We start from the raw sequence: 20,652 nt of genomic DNA, 5'->3' as shown, positions 1-20,652 counted from the left end.
TGACTCCATAAGACTAGTACAAGCAAGCCCTGATGACATGATCAGGGCATGCATGCGCACTCATTGTTACCAGGGCAGCGTTTCGGACTCGTGGAAGAATCCGCCGCTCGGTCCTGCTGCGTCCAGAGTGGCCAGACGCACGCTGGTTTTGCCGCTATCTGCGACTTCCATCGGCGCATTCGCGCCGCCGAGTTCGGTTTTAACCCATCCCGGATGGGCGGAATTTACCTTGATCGGTGTGTCCTTGAGCTCATGTGCCAGATGGATAGTGTAGGCGTTGAGCGCGGTTTTGGAGGCGTTGTAGGCAAAGCCCTTGGCAGGATCTATGGGCGATTCGGGCATGCTGTGCAGCGTCAACGATGCCAGGATGCTGGAAAGATTGACGATACGGCCGGCTTTCGCCTTGCGTAGCAGAGGCAGCAGTTTCTGCGTGAGGGCAATGACCGAAAAAAGGTTGGTCTGAAACGTCTCCTTGAGCACTTCCTGCTCGACGGAGCTGCTGTTGTTGCCGCCGACGAGCTGTTCCTTGAGTATCCCGGCGTTGTTGACCAGGATATCGAGCTTGCCGTAACGATTTGCCAGATGATCGAACACGGCATTCTCCGAGCCAGGCTGGGCCGCGTCGTAGTGGATCGCTTCTGCCTTTATTCCAAGGCCTTGCAATTGTTCGACCGCAGCATTGCCTTTGGCGATGTCACGCACCCCGATGACCACGGTAATGCCCGCTTCACCCAGCCCTTTGGCGGTTTCAAAGCCGATGCCGCGATTGGCGCCGCTAACGAAGGCTACTTTTTCGTCATGTGTATTCATGTTGATACTCTCCAGATGTTTGGTTTATATGTACCGATTGGTAAATTAATATTAGGCGGCACTCAGAAGGTTGTCAACAATTTATTTACCGAGTAGTATGATATTAATGTCCAACCATGAATGGCATGCCATGAACACTTCTAAAATAGTCAGGCAACGGGGCCGCCCACCCGCGTTTGATCACGACGAAGCATTGAACAAAGCAATGCACGTATTTTGGTCGCACGGCTACGAAGGTTCGTCGATGGCCGCGCTCACGGCAGCCATGGGCATCAACAAACCGAGTCTGTACGGAGCCTTCGGCGGCAAGGAGGAATTGTTCCGGAAAGTGGTTCAGAAATATCTTGCCGGACCGGTGGCGTATATCGGTGAAGCCTTGAGCGAGCCGACGGCATACCGGGTGGTGGAGAAGCTGCTGACTATGTCGGCAGAATTTCTGACGCACGATCAGAACCCGCGAGGGTGCATGGTGATCCAGGGCGCGTTGACCTGCGGCGAAGGCGCGGAATTGATTCAACAGGAATTAAGGGCGCGACGAAGCGCCTACGAGGATGGCCTGCAGCAGCGTTTTGAACGGGCCAGGGCAGAAGATGATTTACCGGCGGATGAGAGCCCTGCGGAATTAGCCAAATATGTGGCGACTATCCATCAAGGGATGTCTGTGCAGGCGACGAGTGGCGCGAGCAAGGGCGAGCTTCTGGAAGTCGTAGGCAGAGTGTTGAAGCATTGGCCCGTCGTCGAACGGGGCGGGGCTGGGGCAAGCCAACCCCAGGTGCTTGAATCGAGCGCCTGAAGTACCGGATGCGTGGGGGGCACGCATCCGGCAGTTTCTCCCTGAGCGTTACGGAAAAATCACATGCTCCGAAGGCCATGTCCCGTCATAAACGGCCTCCGGGTGTTTCTTGACGACTAGCGCCCGGATTTCCTCGACGCGATGGAACGGTATCAGCACCATCATCAATACCTTGCCTTTCGCGATTTCTCCTTCGAAAGGTTTCAGCCGGTGATCGGGAATGGCGCTCGCGACCATCCCGGTCCACAGGCCGCCGGAAATCAGGCCAACGACAATGCAAATGGGGATGGCGAGCAGCGGCACCGGATTTTCGAACGGCCAAGGAGGAATCCATACCGCCAGCAGCCCGGCCACCAAGCCAAACACACCGCCGAGAAGCGTACCGATTTCCCAGCCTTCGAGAAAGTCGGTGCGTTCGACAATGGATGCTTCGGGCAGGTCGCCGATCTCCACGCCAGGTTTTGCAAGAAAATGGATACGGTTAGCGTTGACGCGCGCGAGGAGCAAATCATTCATCATCGCGTGTGCGCTCTCGGTATCCGGAAGCATGAAATAAAGTCTGCGATTCATTTTCCAGTCCCTTTCGTTGTATGAAAAACATCAGGGTTGGCTAAACCAGCCAGTAAACGAAGACGAACAGCAATAGCCAGACTACATCGACAAAATGCCAGTACCAGGACACCGCTTCGAAGGCAAAGTGGCGTTCTGGCGTGAAATGGCCGGCATAAACCCGGGCAAGAATGACCGAGAGCATGATGGCTCCTAGGGTGACGTGCGCGCCGTGGAATCCTGTCAGGATATAAAAGGTGGCGCCGTAGATGCCGGTCTTGAAGGTAAAGGTGGCGGTAGAGTACTCATGTATCTGCAGGCCGATGAAAAGTGCGCCGAGCAGGATGGTGAGTATCAGGCCGGCCTTGAGCTGGGTGCGGTTGTTGTTTTTCAAACCCCAGTGCGCCCAGGTAATGGTTGCGCCGGAGCTAAGCAAAATCAGCGTATTGATGGCGGGGATGCCCCAGGCTCCCATCGGCGCGAATGCTTCTTTTACCCCCGGTCCGGCGCTGGGCCAGACGGCGTCGAAACCCGGCCATAGCAGATCGGTATCGCCCAATTCCGGGATGGTAATGATGCGTGAGTAGAAGAGGGCGCCGAACAATGCTCCGAAGAACATCACTTCAGAGAAAATGAACCAGCCCATACCCCAGCGGTAGGAAGTATCGACCTGATCGTTGAACAAGCCCCCGATGCTCTCGCGTATGACTGTCCCGAACCATCCGAACAGCATGGTGACGAGAATCAGTGCGCCGGCGATCATCACGTAGGCGCCGAAAGTATTGTTCTGTAGCAGGACGACAAAACCGGACGCCAGCAGGAGCAGGGCAATCGAGCCGATGAGCGGCCACCAGGATGGCGCCGGAACGTAATAGCGCTCGGTATCTACATGTTCGATGGTTTCCATTACAAATCCTTCCGTTATTCGTTATTTGAACGCCGGTGCGGTTTGGAACGAGTGATAAGGCGGCGGCGATGTGAGCGTCCACTCCAGACTGTCCGCGCCTTCCCATGGTCGGTCTCCCGCGGTTGCTCCGCCGCGTATGCACTTGATGACCGTATACAGGAATAGCAGCTGGCTCGCGCCCAGCACAAAAGAGCCTATCGATTGCAGCATGTTGAATTCGGCAAATTGCAACGCATAATCGGGAATGCGGCGCGGCATGCCGGCCAGGCCGATGAAATGCATCGGAAAGAACGTGACGTTGAACGCAATGGTCGTCAGCCAGAAATGGATCTTGCCCAGCCGCTCGTCGTACATGTGGCCGGTCCATTTTGGCAGCCAGTAGTACACGCCCGCCATGATGCTCATCGCCGCGCCGGAAAACAGCACGTAATGGAAATGCGCGACGACGTAATAAGTGTCCTGCAACTGGATATCCACCGGCACGATCGCCAGCACCAGGCCGCTGAATCCGCCGATGGTGAACAGGCAGACCACGGCAATGGCAAACAGCATGGGCGTTTCGAAGGTGATCGATCCGCGCCACATCGTCGCCGTCCAGTTGAATACCTTTACCCCGGTTGGGATCGCGATCAGCATCGTGGCATACATGAAGAACAGCTGCGAAGCCGCCGGCATGCCCACGGTGAACATGTGGTGCGCCCAGACGAGGAAAGACAGCAGCGCGATGGCGGCCGTGGCATACACCATCGAGTCGTAGCCGAAGAGCGGCTTGCGCGAGAAGGTCGGGATGATGCTCGACAGGATGCCGAACGCAGGCAGGATCATGATGTACACCTCAGGATGCCCGAAGAACCAGAAAATGTGCTGGAACATCACCGGGTCGCCGCCGCCGGCCGCATTGAAGAAATACGTGCCGAAATGACGGTCGGTGAGCAGCATGGTAACCGCCGAAGCCAGCACCGGCATGGCCGAAAGCAGCAGGAAGGCGGTAATCAGCCAGGTCCACACGAAAATCGGCATTTTCATCATCGTCATGCCCGGAGTGCGCATGTTGAGTATGGTAGTGATGATATTGATCGAACCGATGATCGATGATAGCCCCATGATATGTATCGCAAATATCGTCATGTCATACGACATGCCGCCCTGGATAAACAGTGGCGGATACATTGTCCAGCCGCCCGCAGCCGCTCCGCCGGGCATCAGGAAGGACATCAGCAGCAGCGAGGCCGCCGCCGGCAGCAGCCAGAAACTCCAGTTGTTGAGCCGGGGGAAAGCCATGTCCGGCGCACCTATCATCATCGGAATCTGCCAGTTGGCGAAGCCGACGAAGGCCGGCATGATCGCGCCGAAAATCATGATCAGGCCGTGCATGGTGGTGAACTGATTGAACAGATTGGGCTGGAAGAATTGCAGTCCGGGCTGAAACAGTTCCGCGCGGATCAGCATCGCCAGTCCGCCGGCAAACAGGAACATGATGAAGCTGAACCAGAGGTACAGCGTACCGATATCCTTATGGTTGGTGGAAGTCAGCCAGCGCATCACGCCGGTCGGATGTGCGTCGTGATGCGCATCGTGCAGGGTCGTCGTAGCCATTCGTCCTCTCCTTATCCTTTTGATTTGCGTACTGCGGCGACTTCCTTGGGCTGAAGCATATCGCCCGTCTTGTTGCCCCAGCTATTGCGTTCGTAAGTGATCACGGCTGCCACTTCCAGATCCGTCATTTGTGCGCCTAGCCCTTGCATAGCCGTGCCGGGGATGCCGTGCATCACGATGTCCAGATGCTTGTCTTTCGGCCCCAGCACAATCTTGCCGTCTTTCGCGAACCCCCGTTCCGCAAGGCGTTTGAGGGTGTCCTGGTTGGCGAATGCCGCGCCTCCGACCAACGGCGGAAATACGCCCGGAATACCCTGCCCGTTGGCCTGGTGGCAAGCGGCGCAGCGGGAATTGAAAATGGTTTCGCCGCGTGTCTTCAATTCGTCCAGCGTGTAATCCTTGGTCGCTGCTTCCGCGGTCGCGGCAAGCTGGGCTTTTTGATTCTTGAGCCATGCGTCGTATTCCTCCTGCGGCTTGGCCTCGACGACGATGGGCATGAAGCCGTGGCCGACACCGCACAGCTCGGCGCACTGGCCGCGATAAATGCCGGGTTTATCCACCTGGAACCAGGCTTCATTGATAAAACCGGGTATCGCATCCTGCTTGACGCCGAAAGCCGGAATCCACCATGAATGGATCACATCCGAAGCCGTCAGCAGCAGCCGGACTTTCTTGCCGGTGGGAACGACCATCGGCTGGTCGACTTCCAGCAGGTAATGCGGGGTTTTTGCCGCCTTGTTGTCGATCTGATCGCGCGGGGTGGCGAGATTGCTGACGTAGTTGACGCCCGCGTCCATGTATTCATATTCCCAATACCACTGGCGCCCCGTCACCTTGATGCTCATGTCGGTGTTTTCGACGGTTTTCATTCGCAAGATAGTCTGGGTTGTGGGGTAGGCCATGCCGACCAGGATGAAAAACGGAATGATGGTCCAGACGACTTCCAGCTTGGTGTTGTGACTGAATTGCGCTGGCGAATGCCCGACCGATTTTCGATGCTTGTACAGCGCATAGAACATCACACCGAACACGACAATGAAGATCGCCAGGCAAACCAGCAGGATCAGGTTGTGAAGATCATAGATTTCCGTAGCAATCGGAGTTACTGCGGGTTGAAGGTTGAATCGGAAGTCTGCATATGCCGAAGTGGCGGATAAGCTGATCGTTATTGTTGGTAGAGCTGATCGGATATTGCAGGGCATATTTTTATCCTTTCATGTCGTCGGGTAAGAACCCAGGCGGGATTGCAGCACTCGCCCGAGATCGAGTTTTTCTTCGCTATTGAGTAGTCTTCCGAATTCGATTTCCTTGCCGTGTGAGCGCAATGCAAGCCGGCGGCAGTCGCCATCGGGCATGAACTCCAGGACGACGGCAGCCCAGTAGCCGTTCAGCTCGACATGGCTGTCGCACGTAGGATCGTGCTTTTCGACGATGACCTTGTGGTCGTCTATGGTGAGGCGTTCGTAATCATGGGCATGCCGCCAGATATGGCGGAAGCAGAACCAGAGGATGAGCAGTTCAAGGCCGGCAAAAGGCAGGATGGGCCATGCGCCGAGTAAGGTGAAAGCCAGCGCGACCGCCAGCGTGACAAAAGCGATGATGCAGAAGGCGCAAAGAGTGCCTGCCGGGGACAATGAACAATTTGGCCTGGCGGTGATGGAGTAGTGCACTGATGATGTCGAACCGCTGACATCGACCATGTCGTGCCTCACTTTCTACAGCAAAGAAGTTCTTCGCTAGTACTCGTGCTACACCCCGTAAGAGCCTGTTGAAACAGCTCAATACCCGACAATGTTAGTATGATATTTGGTGAGTGGCAACTCTTTTAAAAACACTGTACAACGCAGGGCGAAATAGTAAACTGAGCATCAAAACAAGCTCTTGTAAGCTGTTTTTGAATGTGGTGAGAAGCTCCGTCAGTGTCATGCGCACGGGTTGCAAGCGCCGATATCACGTCTTCCTCGCTGCATTTTCAGGCGACTTCGCAATGAATTAGGAGGAGACATAAATGAATCCGTTAACCCTGTTCTCGCTATTTGCAACACCTGCCAAGGGCTGGAGCCGTCTGGTGCGCAGCAAGCCCACGATATCCAGCATCTTTTTCCTGCATGTCATTCCGTTTTCGCTGATCCCCCCATTGATGCTTTTCCTGGCGGGCGGCAAATACGGCGGCCAGTTTTTCCCGAGCATGAACTCCTCCAAGCTGTTACTGATCGGTATGGTGTTTTTTCTGGTGGAATTGGCGGTGGTGCCTGTCATGGCGACGTTGATCCGGCAGTTGGGCGAACTGGGTGAAATTCATCCGTCCTTCAAAGATTCGTTCATCATTGCGGCCGTGGCTCCAACACCGTTATGGATGGCGCCGATTTTTCTGCTCGTTCCGAACGCCCTTGTCAACGTGGTTGTCATTGCCATGGCGCTGATGGCGACGGCTGGGCTGCTGTATTACGGCATTCCGGTTGTATTCAGGATGAAGGAGCAAGGACATGCCACGCTTGTATTCGGCGCGGTGCTGATCGCCGGCACGGTGGCCTTGGGCTTTCTGATGGTGTGCACGCTGGTGGTCTGGGGCAGTATCCAGAATCTGCAATATTCCATGCCGCTATTGGCGTGACAGCTGAGCGCACGCCATCCTTTAAGATGAAAGGATATCGACATGAACGAAGAAACTTTCAACATGAGCATACGCAAGTATCTCAAGATGGTCGGCGTGCATTCGCAGCACGAAATTGAAAAGGCCGTTACCGCCGCTATTTCCAGCGGGCAGCTCAAAGGCTATGAGAAACTGCCGGCAAAAATGACGCTGATGATAGGGGAGTTGAATCTCAACGTCAGCTTTGATGGTGAAATCAGCCTGGAGTAATCCAGGCTGATTTTCGTAGCGCAGGCGTCCTCGCCTGCATTCCCCGTAGACACATGGGCTGATGCAGGCGAGGACGCCTGCGCTACATGCCCGGCCTGGGAGCCAAGCCGGGCTATCGATCAGGGCTTATCCAGCGTGCCGGCTGATTTCGGGTACGTCACAATCCCCCAAGGCATTTGCTTGTCGCCGATGCGTTTGGTGACTTCCAGTTTTTGGGTATCGATCACCAGCACTTCATCGGACTTGCCGCAGGCGAGCAACACGTTCTGCTTGTCGGGGGTGAAGCTGAAGTGCCAGCAACGGTCGCCGGTGGTCACGCTCTTCACTTTCTTGAAAGTCTTGGCGTTATATACTTCCATGGTCTTTTCCTTGGAAGCGGCGACATAGATATTCTTGCCTTCGGGGTCGAACGAAATGCCGTAAGGCGTCTTGCCGGTATTAACCGTCTTCACCGGATTGAAGTTCTTGTCCAGCACCATGAACTTGTTGCCGTATTCCAGCGTGGAAACATAGAAGGAGCCATCCGGCGAAACCTTGATGCCGCGCGGGCGATCGCCGTACTTATGCGTATGGATCGTCTTCAGCAGCTTGCCGGATTGGATATCGTGTACGGTTATGGTGTTGTCGGCTTCGTTGGTGATCACCAGTTTCTTGCCATCCTTGGAAAACTCGATGCCTTCGGTTTCCGGGCCGCCGGTGATTTCCTGCACAACCTTGCCTTGCTTCAGATCGACGACCGAAATCTTGGCCGGAATCTTTTCCTCGTCGTCGTCATCGTCTTCCACAGGCGCGGCACCAGGTTTCGGGGGCGGGCCGCCCTTGGAGCTGGGTTCATAGGAGATATACACCTTGTCGCCCAATACACGTACGAATTCGGGATTCTTGCCGATGGGAATATGCTTCACGACCTTGCCGGCAGCAAGATCGATGACGGAGATATTGCCGTCGTCGCGGTTGGCGGTGACGAGAAATTTGCCGTCGCTCGTGACGCCAATGCCGCGCGGGCCCTTGGCGCCGATATCGAGGGAACCTTTGGTTTCCATGGTAGCAAGATCGATGATCGTCACGCCGCCGTCCTGGTTGGAAACATAGGCCACGCCTTTGTCGCCGGCCATTGCGGATGTGCTGCCCATGCCCAGGGCGAACAGTAATGCAGCAGTAATCTTGTATTTATTTTGCGGATGTTTCATGCAGATAATCTCCGTATTGAAGGGGTTGCCACAGACCATGAACGCTTCCAAGCCCGGCGCCATGTACCTGGTGTTGAGAATCGATCAGGGGTAAAAGGTTCCCCGAAAGGGCCGGGGGATTCTGGACCAGAAAGCCGTCGGGTGCAAGCCGCAGGCGGCTCCGGCTGCACTAACCGGATGCCCTTGGTTACCAAGCGATTTCGATGCCGTCGTAGCCGATAAAGCGGCCGGAGTCATCGGCCGTTGCATGATCCAGCACCTTGCGCATGCCGGCAACGCTGGTCTCGGCAGTGATCAGCGCGTTCGCGCCGCCCATGTCGGTCTGCACCCAGCCGGGATGCAGAATCACCGCGCGTATGCCACGCGATTCAAGGTCGAGCGACAGGCTTTTCATCACCATGTTGACCGCGGCCTTGCTGGAGCGATAGAGATAACAGCCGCCGCTGGTGTTGTCGTCCAGGCTGCCCATCTTGCTGCTGACCGTGGCGACGGTTTTGCCCTTGCCCGACTCAAGATTGGAAATGAAGGCCTCGGTGATTTTCATCGGTGCCATTGTATTGACGAGGAAAGCCATCATCCATGCGTCGTAATCGAGTTGCCCGAAGCCGCCGGTGCGATCCGGATATATGCCGGCATTGTTGATGATGAGGTCGATAGGCGTGCCGCGGAGCTGCTGCGCCAGATCATCGATGGCGCTCAGGTCTGCTACATCGAGTGCATGCAGCGTCACCCGCCCTTGCGCCGCGTCCGCCAGCGCCTGCAGTTTGTCGGCATTTTCCGGTGCGCGGCAGCAGGCCAGTACGCGCCAGCCGGCGGTGGCATATTGCTTGGCGAATTCAAGTCCGAGGCCGCGATTGGCGCCGGTGATCAATAAGGTAAACATGTGTTCTCCAGTATTCAGTCTGTGTCGGATATGAGCGCGATCAGGTCGGTTATCCCGACATCCTGCCCTGCCTGGTGTAGCAGGGTCGTGGCCTGGCCGCGGTGGTGCGTCTGATGATTGAAGAAATGCATGAGCGCGGCGCCCAGACGCTTGTTGGACGCGATGCCCTTCAGGCTGGCATAACGCAGTTCACGCGATAAGTCCGCATCCGTCAGCGTTGCTGCCCAGGCGTTGATCATGCCGTCCAGTCTTTTTCGATAGGCTATCAGCCCTGCAAGTTCACTGAACAATACGGTATTCAGCGCGGTGGGAATCGGCATGTCGTCGAGAGGCTTGAGAGCGGCCTGCTCGGCGGAAAGGATCGAAAAACGCCGCAACCAGATGGTGTCGGCCACGGCGATATGATTCAACGTGCCGAGTATCGAGCCGAAAAACGCGCCGCGATCCTGTACGACTTCCTCATGCGGCAGGCGACTGGCAGCCTCGAAAACCTTGGTATTCATCCATGCGTTATACGCGGCCAGCAGGATGACTTGCTTGCAATCGTTCATGCCAGCGCTTTCGCAAAATGATGCGAAGTGATCTGCATCTTGCGGCCGAGGTATAGCCGGTGCGCGTCATGGCGCTGCACGCCGGAATCGAGATGGAATTGCCGGCAGCCGAGCTCTTCGGCCTTGTTCATCAGCCAATCCAGCAGCATGCCGCCGTAGCCATGCTTGCGCGCTGACTCAAGTGTGACGAGATCGTCGAGATAACACGCCTTGCCCCAGGCAAGAAATTCCGCGACGCGATAACCGGCGGCCGCCATGACTTCTCCCTCTGCGGCAATATAGATCAGCACGTAGCCGTGGTTCTGCATCTGGCGCTGTACTTGCGAGACAAACACCTCCTCGCTCAGATGCGGTCGCAATTCGCGCATTGCAGGGTAGCAGGCGCGAATCTCGGATTCGGTGATGGCGGTACGGATATTCATGCGCGTTCCTGTTGTTTTTAATCGATTATCCCGGCCACAGCGGTGGTTCGTCCATCAGTGCGATCTGCTCGCGCAATTCCAGGATGCGATCCTGCCAGTAGTGCTGGGTGTTGAACCAGGGAAAGTTTTTCGGGAAAGCCGGGTCGTCCCAGCGGCGCGCGAGCCACGCGGAGTAATGAATGAGGCGCAGGGTGCGCAAGGCTTCGACCAGATGCAGCTCGCGCGGATCGAATTCATGAAAATCCTCATAACCGGCGAGCAGGTCGGAAAGCTGGCGCACCATGTCGCCGTGCTCTCCCGAAAGCAGCATCCATAAATCCTGGATGGCCGGCCCCATGCGGCAATCGTCGAAATCGACAAAGTGCGGGCCGTCATCCGTCCATAGTATGTTGCCGGGGTGGCAATCGCCGTGCAGCCGGATACGACGGATATCGCCGGCGCGGTCGAAGCAGTGGCGCACGCCTTCCAGCGCCTGGGCGGATACGCTGCGATAGGCTGCATCCAGATCGGCCGGGATAAATCCGTGGGTGAGCAGATACTCGCGCGGTTCCACGCCGAAGCTTTCAATATCCAGGGTCGGCCGTTGCACAAAATCGGAGGTAGCGCCGATCGCATGGATACGGCCGATGAAACGCCCCAGCCATTCGAGCGTATCAGGATCGCCTAACTCCGGCGCGCGTCCGCCGCGCCTCGGAAATACGGCAAAACGAAAATCGTTGAAATGATGCAGCGTTCTTCCGGCCAGCTCCAATGGCGGAACAACGGGAATCTCTTGCGCTGCAAGGGCTTGCGAGAAGTCGTGCTCTTCCTGGATCGCCGCATCGCTCCAGCGGAAAGGCCGATAAAATTTCGCCACGAAAGGCGGCGCGTCTTCCATCCCGACTTGATAGACGCGGTTTTCGTAACTGTTGAGCGCCAGCAGCCTGCCATCGCAGCGCAGATGCAGGCTTTCCAGTGCGTTCAGGATGAAGTCGGGCGTAAGCTCGGAAAAAGGTGTTGGATGATCGGCCATGCCCATATTCTACAAGGTGGCGGGCCGGGCCGCGTCAAGAAGTGGAGGCCGGTTTTGCCGGCTCGAAAGCGCCGCAGCGGCTTATTTGACCGTTTCCATTTCGGGGCAAAGCGAACCCGGCAGATCGGTCAGCCGGTATTTTCCCTCGCGCACCGCGTCCGCCACCGTCGTGAGATTCTGGCTTTCCATCATTTGCATGATGCGTTCCTTGATCGGCTTCCAGATCGGATGCATCGGGCAGGCGGTTTCGTCGCTGCATACCTTGAGCCCGAGCAGGCATTCCTTGGTGAAGCCCGCGCCTTCGGTAATGTTGATCACGCGCATCAAACTCATTTTGTCCGGGGATTCGGACAAGCTGAACCCGCCCAATCGACCGCGATGGGAAATGAGCAGGCCGCCCTTGCAAAGCGATTGCAGGATTTTGGCCAGATAGGCAGAAGGCACGCCCAGCCGCGCAGCAATCTCGCGGCTCAGCAATGGCCCATCGTCGCCGTGAAGCGCGATATAAACCAGGGACTGTATGGCGTATTGGCTGGTATGTGAAAGCAACATATTAAGAACTCAGGATATTTATGTCCGCTTTTGATTTTATAGGAAAACCCTCGCTAGCCCAAGCACTTATTTCAGGTGTTTTTATCGCGCGCTTCCTACAGTCAAATCAGACGTTTCCGACGTAAAACACGAGGTGATCAACCTAGAATTTTTAACTTGCTACATCGAATTTAAATCATCGCAAACAAGCCAAAACTGACTGGAGGAAGATCATGTCTACATTGCAAAAATCCATTGATATCAACGCCCCCGTAACTTCCGTCTACAACCAGTGGACACAGTTCGAAGAGTTTCCGGCTTTCATGGAGGGCGTGAAGGAAGTGCGTCAGATGGACGATGCACACCTCCACTGGTGCGCCGAAATTGCCGGCAAGGATGTGGAGTGGGATGCCGAGATCACCGAGCAGATTCCTGATCAGCGCATCGCATGGCGCAGCCTGGACGGCAGCCAGAATGCCGGTGTTGTCAGCTTTCACAAACTGAACGACGGTTCAACTCGCGTCATGCTGCAAATGGATTACGACCCGGAAGGAATGATGGAAAACGCTGGCGATGCCGTCGGCCTGGTCTCCCATCGTCTCGAAGGCGACCTGGAACGATTCAAAGAATTCCTTGAGTCCCGCGGCAGTGAAACGGGAGGTTGGAGAGGCACGATTCGTCCCTCCTGATCGTTAGGCGCATACCGGTATTGTGCAGTGCCAGTTTGGGTTGTGGCGGTGCGGAGGTCTCGCTCGCTCATCCAACCTCGCGTGCCCGACCCAAACTGGCTGGCGCAAAATGGGTTTGCTATCAATTGCAAGCCCGATAAGGAGATCACATGCGACATGGATCGACCTCAGTATGGATGGCGACGACGCAACCAGCAATTTTCACTTCCCTTGAACAGGATGCCGCCGCCGACGTTTGCGTTGTCGGTGGCGGCATCGCCGGACTGACCGCAGCCTACTTGCTGGCCAAGGAAGGCAAGTCGGTCGTGCTCATCGAGGCCGACGACATCGGCAGCGGCGAAACCGGGCGCACGACAGCGCATTTCGCACCGCCGGACGACCGCTATTATTGGATCGAAGAAGTCTTCGGCGCCGAAGCCGCGCGGCTTGTGGTCGACAGCTTCGCCAAGGCCACCGACCGCGTCGAGGCGATCGTGCGCGAGGAAGGCATACAGTGCAGTTTTGAACGGCTCGAAGGCTATCTGTTTTCACTGAATCACGCCGGTGCTAGCAATCTCCGGAAGGAGTCGGAGGCAGCCTTGCGCGCCGGCGCTTCGGTGGAGATGCTGGAACATGTGCCGGAACTCCCGTTCGATACCGGCCCATGCATCCAATTCCACAACCTCGCGCAGTTCCATCCCTTGCATTACCTTCAAGGCTTGTGTGCGGCCATCGAGCGCCTCGGCGGCAAGATTTACATCCGCACGCGGGCGCTCCAGATCGATAACGAGCGCGATGCGCGCATCGTCACCACCGGCAGCGCCAACGTGCGCGCCCGGGATGTCGTAGTCGCCACCAATACGCCTTTCAACAACCATGTCGTCATGCATACCAAGCAATCCGCTTACCGCACTTATGTGCTGGGTATCGCCGTGCCGCGCGGTTCGGTGCCGCGTCTGCTGTTGTGGGACGACGGCGATCCTTACTATTACATCCGGCTGGAATCCCCGGAAAATTCTGCAGACGACATTCTCATCGTCGGCGGCGCGGACCATAAAAGCGGCCAGGACGGATCGCCGGAAAGTCGCTTCACCGCCATCGAGCAATGGACGCGCGAACGTTTTCCCATGGCGAAACAGATCGAGTACCAGTGGTCCGGCACGGTGATGGAGCCTGCAGACGGCATGGCATTCCTCGGGAAAAACCCGAACGAAAAAAACGTGTACATCATCACCGGCGACTCCGGCAACGGCATGACGCATTGCACCGCCGGCGCCATGCTCATCACCGATCTCATCATGGGCCGCCCCACTCCGTGGGCGGAGCTGTATTCGCCCTCGCGCATGGTCATCCACGGCACGGCGCAATTTCTGCGCGAACAGGCTAATGTCGTGGCGCAATACGGCAAATGGATCACCGGCGCCGATGCCAACTCCGCGGATGCAATCCCGCCGGGAGAAGGTGCTATCGTGAAGGCCGGCTTCGGCAAGCAAGCCGTGTATCGTGATGAGGAAGGGGTTCTGCACGCCGTCTCGGCTGTCTGCACGCACCTGGGTTGCGAGGTTTCCTGGAATTCCACCGAGAAATCCTGGGATTGTCCGTGCCACGGCTCCCGCTTCGGCATCGATGGTGAGGTCATGCACGGCCCGGCCACAACGCCGCTCGCGGCAGTCAAGCCACGCGAAAAAGCCGCATAGAGTTACATGTCCGATGCCATTGTCGACATCGAACCGGAACCGGCTGCTGCAGATGCGTCGCTCATGGCAGAGCGGGTGCTGGCGGCAGAGGCAGGAGGATTGCGCTACGTTGCCGACAGCGCTCCGGGCTTCAACCGCAAGCGGACGAGAAGCGGCTTTCGATATCTGGATGCCGCTGGCAATCCACTAAAAGACCCCGCCGAGCTCGCCCGCATCAAATCACTTGCTATCCCACCCGCCTGGACGGATGTATGGATCTGCCGCGATAAAAACGGCCATCTGCAAGCCACCGGCCGCGATGCACGCGGCCGCAAGCAATACCGCTATCACAAGAATTGGCGCGAAGTGCGGGACGAAGCCAAGTACGAACGCATGGTAGCCTTCGCCACGCAGTTATCCGCCACCCGCGCCCGGCTGGAAGAAGACATCCGCCGTCCCGGTTTGAGCCGCGAAAAAGTCATCGCCACCATCATCCGCCTGCTCGACGTCACCATGATCCGCGTTGGCAACGAAGAGTACGCCCAGGCCAACAAATCCTTCGGCCTCACTACGCTAAGAAACCGCCACGTCACCATCGACGGCGCCGCCATCGAATTCAATTTCAAAGGTAAAAGCGGCATTTCGCACAACATCCGCATTAGCGAACCGCGCCTTGCGCGCATCGTCCGCCGCATGCGCGAGTTGCCGGGGCAGGAGCTCTTTCAATACGTCGACAGCGAAGGCGCGCGCCACTCCATCGGCTCCGCCGACGTCAACGATTACCTCAAAACCATCACCGGCGAAAACTACACCGCCAAGGATTTCCGCACCTGGTCCGGCACCGTCCAGACCGTCATCGCCCTCAAGGCGCTCGGCCCCGCCGAAACCCTCGCGGAAGCTAAGCAGAAGACCCGCGAAGCTATCGAAACTGCCGCAAACAAGCTCGGAAATACGCCGACGATCTGCAGGAAATGCTATGTGCATCCGACGGTGCTGGAGGCTTATGCAAATGGGGATTTGCATGAGTTGATGGAGAAGAAGGGAAACGAAATGCAAACGCTCATCGATAAGGAAGAAGCGTTTACGCTGGAGTTATTGCAGCATGCGTTGATGCGTCAAGCGGCCACATAGTCCAGACCTCGCCCTATTGGTCGGCTCACGTGTAAGCTTGCGAGGATAGGATGTACTTAACGGTTACGAATGGAGAATGAAAATGGTCCCCAAGAATACGATCTGTCTCTGGTACGAAGGCGCCGCCCTGGATGCAGCAAGGTTCTACGCCGAGACGTTCCCGGATAGCGCAGTAGGAAAGGTCCTTCATGCCCCCGGCGACTATCCGGCGGGCAAGCAGGGCGATGTCTTGACGGTCGAATTCACCGTAATCGGCATCCCTTGTCTCGGTCTGAATGGCGGTCCGGCGTTCAAGCACAACGAGTCTTTTTCATTCCAGGTTGCGACTGACGACCAAGCCGAAACCGACCGCTTGTGGAATGCGATCGTAGGCAACGGCGGTCAGGAAAGCGCCTGCGGCTGGTGTAAGGACAAGTGGGGCCTGTCGTGGCAAATCACGCCGCGCGCGCTCACTGACGCAATCGCCGATCCCGATCGCGCCGCAGCCAAGCGCGCTTTCGAGGCGATGATGCAAATGAGAAAGATCGACATCGCGGCGATCGAAGCGGCCCGGCGCGGCTGACGCTCAAGGGCTCAGCCATGGCCGGCCATTTCATTGATCGAACAGCCGACTAATCTTCCATTTGGCTGACATCATCCGGCAAGCTTCACTTGCCTGCAGCCAGCAATTCAGTCAAGCGGACGCCCTAAAGCGTGCGCTTGATGGCAAACTAGCCATTTACCACCCCTCGCCGGAGACACCGCAAGAATGTATTCATCGACATTCATCTTTGCCAAGAAGCAATATGACAATGACTTCTATCGTCTTGATCAGGCCATTGCAGAGGCGGCAAAGGAAATTCCCGGATATCTGGGCGAAGAGGCTTGGGAGAACCCAACTACCGGGCTGGTTTCGAATGTCTACTATTGGGAAACTCTGGAGGCGCTGCAAACTTTGGTGACGCATCCCAAGCATCTGGAGGCGAAAGCCGCTCAGGAAAATTGGCTGGATGGCTATCAAGTGATTATTTCCGAGGTTATCAAGACCTATGGCGATGCCAGGCTGACGAGCTTGCCTATAGCCAAGGCGGGTTAATTTTTTCGCTTTTCCCTTCCAACATAGCGCGCATTCACATGTACATACCCAAGCAATTCGATGAGCCGAGAGTTGATGTTCTGCACCAGTTCATACGCTCGCGCCCTTTTGCCAGCCTGGTCACGCTTTCTTCGGGCGGGCTCAATGCCAATCACATTCCGTTGCATCTGTCCGAGCAACCCGGCCCGTTCGGTACTTTGCGCGGCCATGTAGCCCGTGCCAACCCGATCTGGAGCGATATCGCCAAGGGCGTTGAGGCCTTGGCAATCTTCCACGGCCCCAGCGCTTACATCACGCCATCGTGGTACCCGATCAAAGCAGAAACGGGAAAGGTCGTCCCCACCTGGAACTACGTGGTGGCACATGCCTACGGTACGCTTCGTGTCATCGACGATGCCGCGTGGTTGCGTGATCACCTCGAATCGCTCACGGCGCATAACGAGGCCGCGTTTGCCGAGCCGTGGCACCTCGCGGATGCGCCTTCCGATTTCATAGAAAAAATGATGGGTGGCGTTGTCGGTATCGAGATCGTGATCACCCGCCTGTCCGGCAAATGGAAAACGAGCCAAAACCAGCCTGCCGAGAACCAGGCCGGCGTCATTCAGGGCTTGCGGGCCAGCGGTAGCGAGGAGGCTTTGGAAATGGCTGCTCTGGTCGAGGGCATCAACCATGGGCGCTAAGGGCTAAACGCCAGACACTTACCGAAGCGCTGCTTTCAATTTTTCCAACGCTTCCATCACCAGGCTTCGTGGCGCGCCGATATTCATGCGCATGAATCCCGATCCGCCCATGCCAAAGGCGATGCCGGGGGAGAGCCCCAGGCCGGCTTCGTGGATCATGAAGCGTTTCAGTTCGTCGTCGCGCATGCCGAGTTCGCGGCAGTCCAGCCAAAGCAGGTAAGTACCTTCCGCCGGGATCAGCTTGATTCGCGGCAGCTCCAGTTCAATGTAGCGTGCTGCTTCGTCGCGGGTTTTCTGCAGGTATGCCATCAGGCTTTCCAGCCACGGCGCGCCTTCGCGGTAGGCAGCTTCGAAGGCGGTAAGGCTGAAAGGATTGCCGGCGGTCATATGCACCATGTCCAGCACCTGGTTGATCCTGGTCCGGCGCGCGGAGTCGGGAATGATCAACGCGGAAAGGCCGAGGCCGGGGATATTGAAGGTTTTGCTCGGGGCAACGGCGGTGACGATATTCGCTGTGTCATCGGTTAGCGTGGCGAGAGCACGGTGCCGGTATTCCGGATAGATCAGGTCGGCGTGGATTTCGTCGGCGAGTACCGTGAGGTCGTGGCGGCGGGCAATGTCGAGCACCTGCGTGAGTTCTTCCCGCTGCCACACGCGGCCGACCGGGTTGTGCGGCGAGCAGAGCAGCAGCAGCCTGGCCTCCTGCGCGCATTGCTCCAGGTGCTCGAAATCGATGCTGTAGCGCCCGTTGTCGAGCTTGAGCGGATTCTGCACGAGCCGCCGCCCGGTCTTGGTGGCGGCGGAAAAGAAGGGGAAGTACACCGGCGGCTGCACGATAACGCCTTCGTCCGGCTCCGTCAGTGCCATCGCCACGGCATTGAGCGAGGGCACCACGCCGGGCACGAGCACGATCCATTCGCGTTCGATAACCCACGCATGGCGCTTTTTCATCCAGCCGATCAGCGCGTCGTACACGCTCTCTGGCGGCAGGGTGTAACCATAGATGGGATGCGTGGCGCGTGCTATCAGTGCATGGGTAACAGCTTCGGGTGCGGCAAAATCCATGTCGGCCACCCACAGCGGCTGCACGTCGCTGGTGCCGAAATAGGCTGTCCGGCCGTCATATTTGAGCGCGCTGGTACCTTCCCGCGGAATCACGCGGTCGAAATCGAAACTCAACGCACTTTCTCCCACACCGTGACTTCGGAAATGGTGTGCTGGAATTTGCGGCGTGTTTCGCGAATCACGAAGGGCACCTCCAGCGGACCTTGTACCAGCCGGAAATGCGGGCCGAGTTCGATTTTCAGCCCGTCGAGCGTGCTCAGGTTTTCGCCAGACTGCTTGAATCCGCCTATCCACTCTTCGCGCGGAGTGTGTTCTTCCAGCCAGGTATAGGGCGAGGCAATCAGCAGCAGGCCGCCGAGGTTGAGCCGTTCGTGCACGCTACCGAGAAATTTGCGCGGACTGTAGAGGCGGTCGATCAGGTTGGCGGCGAGGATGAGGTCGTAACCGGAGAAATGCGGTTTCAGGTTGCAGGCATCGCCCTGGAAAAACTCCACCTTGTCGCGCACGCCGTCGAGGCCGAGATCGGCGAGACGGCGCTCCTTGTAGAACACCAGCTCGCCTTCATCGGCGAGGGTATAGCGCAGCACGCCCTGCTGCGCGAGTTGCACGCCCAAGCCGATGAAGCGCGCCGAGAAATCGATGCCGGTGACGTGCTCGAAATGCTTTGCCAATTCAAAGGTGGCGCGTCCGGCAGCGCAGCCGAGATCCAGCGCACGGCGAGCCGGTTTGTCCTGCATGGCCGCGATGGCGATTTCGCTCAATGCTTTCGAGAAGTTCGGTACGTTGTAATAAGTATCGCCGTAATGGAATTCGGCGTATTCCGACAGCATCTTGTCGGTTTCGTAATGCGAGGCAGGCATCGCTTCGGGTGCGTCATACTCGGAAATCACATAGCGGAATCCGGCATGCTGGAAAAAGTGGCGACGAAATGCGTAACGTGCGCTTTTCAGTGCTTCATTGCCGCACGAAACCCATGAGCCGCCCTTCATCAGGTTGTGGCGATTGTCGTAGGTGGGCACCGTGAAATCGTCGTAGAGCGGATGCACCTTGAAGCCGTCGAACGGGTAAATCGACGTTTCCGTCCATTGCCACACGTTGCCGACAACATCGTACAGTTCGCCGTGACGGAATTCGGTTACCGGGCAGGACGAGGCGTAATGGTCGAGATGCAGGTTGGCCGTAGCAGGTCGATCGGCTGGGATTTCTGCAAGCCCGGCAACTTCATGCAGGCGATACCACTCATCTTCGATCGGCAACCGCACGGGTTGCCCGGTTTCGGCTTTCTTCCAGTTACAGAAGGCCTTGGCCTCGTGATAATTCACTTCCGCCGGCCAATCCCACGGCATCGCGACTTCTTCCGTCATCAAACGCAACCTCCAGGCGCTGCCGTCGGGCACCCAGAAAGTGGGGTGCTGCGCCTTGGTGAATTCCTTCCAGTGGCGGCCTTCGTCTTCCCAGTAACTGTCATTGCCGTAACCGCCTGCTTCGACAAAGCCGAGATATTCGCGGTTGCTTACCAGATAGCGGCTGGCCTGGAACGCCGGGACTTCCGCTTCATGACTGCCGTATTCGTTGTCCCAGCCGTAAGTCTGGTCCGACGCCGGCTTGCCGAGCTTGACCTGCCCGGCGGGGATACTAACGACATCGTTGCGCGGCGCTTCGCCGCTGATACGGCAAGGCTGCCACTCCGGGTGCGGTTTCACGTAATGCAGGGCATGTTGCCGGATCAGCACAGACGAGGTTTCAAGATGGATGCGCTCGTGCTCGATACCCATCAATATGGGCCACCACCGATGATCCCAATCTATGGGCAGCACGAGCGGCGTATTTGCGATCACCTCATCGATCACGCGCCGCATTTCAGCGCGGTAAGCGCGCACTTCGGCGACTGTCGGCCATTTGTAATTGGTCTCGTCGAGATCGTCCCAGCTCATTTCATCGACGCCGATAGCGAACATCGATTCGAAATCGGGATTGAGGCGCTGCGGAACCAACCCGGCCAGCACGAGCTTGTTGATGAAAAACGTCGCGGTATGGCCGAAATAGAAAATCAGCGGATGGCGCAGCGAAATCGACTTGCGGTAAAAAGCCTCGTCGCTGGCGAGCGTTTCAAAGAGCTGCTCGTAGCGGTCGCATGTTGCATGAAAGTATTCGCGGATTTCCTGTCGTTTGCGCTCGGCATCGGAGCCGTTAAGTAAAGGCGTGCGGTTAAAAAGGGTTCTCATGGTCAAACATAGTCAATCGATAGCG

The 20,652-nt window shown here is 57.2% G+C and carries 23 protein-coding genes; 9 read left to right on the top strand and 14 right to left on the bottom strand.

Annotation, left to right across the window (positions count from 1 at the left end):
* Window positions 1-66: 66 nt before the first annotated feature.
* Window positions 67-810 (bottom strand): SDR family oxidoreductase, encoded by a 744-nt coding sequence (locus A7976_RS09345; RefSeq protein WP_067110621.1) that lies wholly within the window; start codon window positions 808-810, stop codon window positions 67-69.
* A gap of 130 nt (window positions 811-940) precedes the next feature.
* On the opposite strand from A7976_RS09345, the gene A7976_RS09340 reads away from it, so the two are divergent.
* Window positions 941-1,603: a TetR/AcrR family transcriptional regulator gene (locus A7976_RS09340; RefSeq protein WP_067110619.1), complete on the top strand. Its 663-nt coding sequence runs from the start codon at window positions 941-943 to the stop codon at window positions 1,601-1,603.
* Window positions 1,604-1,651: 48 nt separating this feature from the next.
* Here the strand turns inward: A7976_RS09340 and A7976_RS09335 are convergent, their stop codons facing one another.
* From A7976_RS09335 to A7976_RS09315, 5 genes are read right to left on the bottom strand one after another with little or no spacing between them, the layout of a single operon-like run.
* Entirely contained in the window at window positions 1,652-2,173 is a 522-nt protein-coding gene (locus A7976_RS09335; protein ID WP_067110616.1) for a hypothetical protein, read from the bottom strand.
* Window positions 2,174-2,213: 40 nt separating this feature from the next.
* Window positions 2,214-3,059 (bottom strand): cytochrome c oxidase subunit 3, encoded by an 846-nt coding sequence (locus A7976_RS09330; RefSeq protein ID WP_067110613.1) that lies wholly within the window; start codon window positions 3,057-3,059, stop codon window positions 2,214-2,216.
* Between the two features lie 21 nt (window positions 3,060-3,080).
* Window positions 3,081-4,655, bottom strand: a complete 1,575-nt coding sequence (ctaD, locus tag A7976_RS09325) for a cytochrome c oxidase subunit I (protein ID WP_067110610.1) — start codon at window positions 4,653-4,655, stop codon at window positions 3,081-3,083.
* Between the two features lie 11 nt (window positions 4,656-4,666).
* Entirely contained in the window at window positions 4,667-5,857 is a 1,191-nt protein-coding gene (coxB, locus tag A7976_RS09320; RefSeq protein WP_082878075.1) for a cytochrome c oxidase subunit II, read from the bottom strand.
* Between the two features lie 12 nt (window positions 5,858-5,869).
* The gene (locus A7976_RS09315; protein ID WP_067110608.1) at window positions 5,870-6,355 is read right to left on the bottom strand and encodes a DUF2244 domain-containing protein; all 486 of its coding nucleotides are present in this window, start codon (window positions 6,353-6,355) and stop codon (window positions 5,870-5,872) included.
* A gap of 308 nt (window positions 6,356-6,663) precedes the next feature.
* On the opposite strand from A7976_RS09315, the gene A7976_RS09310 reads away from it, so the two are divergent.
* Together A7976_RS09310 and A7976_RS09305 are read left to right on the top strand one after the other, a co-directional pair.
* Entirely contained in the window at window positions 6,664-7,269 is a 606-nt protein-coding gene (locus tag A7976_RS09310) for a Yip1 family protein (protein ID WP_067110604.1), read from the top strand.
* 42 nt (window positions 7,270-7,311) lie between these two features.
* Window positions 7,312-7,518, top strand: a complete 207-nt coding sequence (locus A7976_RS09305; protein WP_067110601.1) for a DUF6494 family protein — start codon at window positions 7,312-7,314, stop codon at window positions 7,516-7,518.
* 119 nt (window positions 7,519-7,637) lie between these two features.
* Here A7976_RS09305 and A7976_RS09300 read toward each other — a convergent pair whose 3' ends face one another.
* From A7976_RS09300 to A7976_RS09275, 6 genes are all read right to left on the bottom strand, one after another.
* The gene (locus tag A7976_RS09300; protein ID WP_067110598.1) at window positions 7,638-8,708 is read right to left on the bottom strand and encodes a cytochrome D1 domain-containing protein; all 1,071 of its coding nucleotides are present in this window, start codon (window positions 8,706-8,708) and stop codon (window positions 7,638-7,640) included.
* A gap of 187 nt (window positions 8,709-8,895) precedes the next feature.
* Entirely contained in the window at window positions 8,896-9,591 is a 696-nt protein-coding gene (locus A7976_RS09295) for an SDR family oxidoreductase (RefSeq protein ID WP_067110596.1), read from the bottom strand.
* Window positions 9,592-9,605: 14 nt separating this feature from the next.
* Complete coding sequence (locus tag A7976_RS09290; RefSeq protein ID WP_067110588.1) at window positions 9,606-10,142, bottom strand: DinB family protein; 537 nt, start codon at window positions 10,140-10,142, stop codon at window positions 9,606-9,608.
* Window positions 10,139-10,564, bottom strand: coding sequence for a GNAT family N-acetyltransferase (locus tag A7976_RS09285; RefSeq protein WP_067110586.1), 426 nt, complete (start codon window positions 10,562-10,564; stop codon window positions 10,139-10,141). The genes A7976_RS09290 and A7976_RS09285 overlap by 4 nt, the downstream gene beginning before the upstream one ends.
* Before the next feature lie 25 nt (window positions 10,565-10,589).
* A complete protein-coding gene (locus tag A7976_RS09280; protein WP_067111136.1) occupies window positions 10,590-11,576 on the bottom strand; it encodes a serine/threonine protein kinase in 987 nt (328 codons plus the stop codon).
* An 81-nt stretch (window positions 11,577-11,657) separates the two neighbouring features.
* A complete protein-coding gene (locus tag A7976_RS09275; protein WP_067110583.1) occupies window positions 11,658-12,128 on the bottom strand; it encodes an Rrf2 family transcriptional regulator in 471 nt (156 codons plus the stop codon).
* A gap of 212 nt (window positions 12,129-12,340) precedes the next feature.
* On the opposite strand from A7976_RS09275, the gene A7976_RS09270 reads away from it, so the two are divergent.
* The 6 genes from A7976_RS09270 (at window position 12,341) to A7976_RS09245 (ending at window position 17,337) form a co-directional block, all read left to right on the top strand.
* Window positions 12,341-12,796, top strand: coding sequence for an SRPBCC family protein (locus tag A7976_RS09270; protein ID WP_067110581.1), 456 nt, complete (start codon window positions 12,341-12,343; stop codon window positions 12,794-12,796).
* Window positions 12,797-12,945: 149 nt separating this feature from the next.
* Window positions 12,946-14,472 carry an FAD-dependent oxidoreductase gene (locus tag A7976_RS09265; RefSeq protein ID WP_067110578.1) on the top strand — a complete coding sequence of 509 codons (1,527 nt, stop codon included), beginning with the start codon at window positions 12,946-12,948 and terminating at the stop codon, window positions 14,470-14,472.
* A 6-nt stretch (window positions 14,473-14,478) separates the two neighbouring features.
* The gene (locus tag A7976_RS09260) at window positions 14,479-15,582 is read left to right on the top strand and encodes a DNA topoisomerase IB (RefSeq protein ID WP_067110574.1); all 1,104 of its coding nucleotides are present in this window, start codon (window positions 14,479-14,481) and stop codon (window positions 15,580-15,582) included.
* A 76-nt stretch (window positions 15,583-15,658) separates the two neighbouring features.
* Window positions 15,659-16,144 (top strand): VOC family protein, encoded by a 486-nt coding sequence (locus A7976_RS09255; RefSeq protein WP_205633488.1) that lies wholly within the window; start codon window positions 15,659-15,661, stop codon window positions 16,142-16,144.
* 186 nt (window positions 16,145-16,330) lie between these two features.
* A complete protein-coding gene (locus A7976_RS09250) occupies window positions 16,331-16,657 on the top strand; it encodes an antibiotic biosynthesis monooxygenase (RefSeq protein ID WP_067110569.1) in 327 nt (108 codons plus the stop codon).
* Between the two features lie 38 nt (window positions 16,658-16,695).
* On the top strand, window positions 16,696-17,337 hold the full coding sequence (locus A7976_RS09245; RefSeq protein ID WP_067110567.1) for an FMN-binding negative transcriptional regulator: 642 nt from the start codon (window positions 16,696-16,698) through the stop codon (window positions 17,335-17,337).
* A gap of 18 nt (window positions 17,338-17,355) precedes the next feature.
* On the opposite strand, the gene A7976_RS09240 is transcribed toward A7976_RS09245, so the two are convergent.
* Both A7976_RS09240 and ovoA read right to left on the bottom strand, forming a co-directional pair.
* The gene (locus tag A7976_RS09240; protein ID WP_067110564.1) at window positions 17,356-18,516 is read right to left on the bottom strand and encodes a MalY/PatB family protein; all 1,161 of its coding nucleotides are present in this window, start codon (window positions 18,514-18,516) and stop codon (window positions 17,356-17,358) included.
* On the bottom strand, window positions 18,513-20,627 hold the full coding sequence (ovoA, locus tag A7976_RS09235) for a 5-histidylcysteine sulfoxide synthase (protein WP_067110561.1): 2,115 nt from the start codon (window positions 20,625-20,627) through the stop codon (window positions 18,513-18,515). Before ovoA ends, A7976_RS09240 begins: the two co-directional genes overlap by 4 nt.
* Window positions 20,628-20,652: the final 25 nt, after the last annotated feature.

The organism is Methylobacillus sp. MM3, assembly GCF_001645185.1.
Taxonomy (GTDB): Bacteria; Pseudomonadota; Gammaproteobacteria; order Burkholderiales; family Methylophilaceae; genus MM2.
Note: the sequence above shows the minus strand (reverse complement) of the source record. Positions and strands in the feature narration are given on the sequence as shown.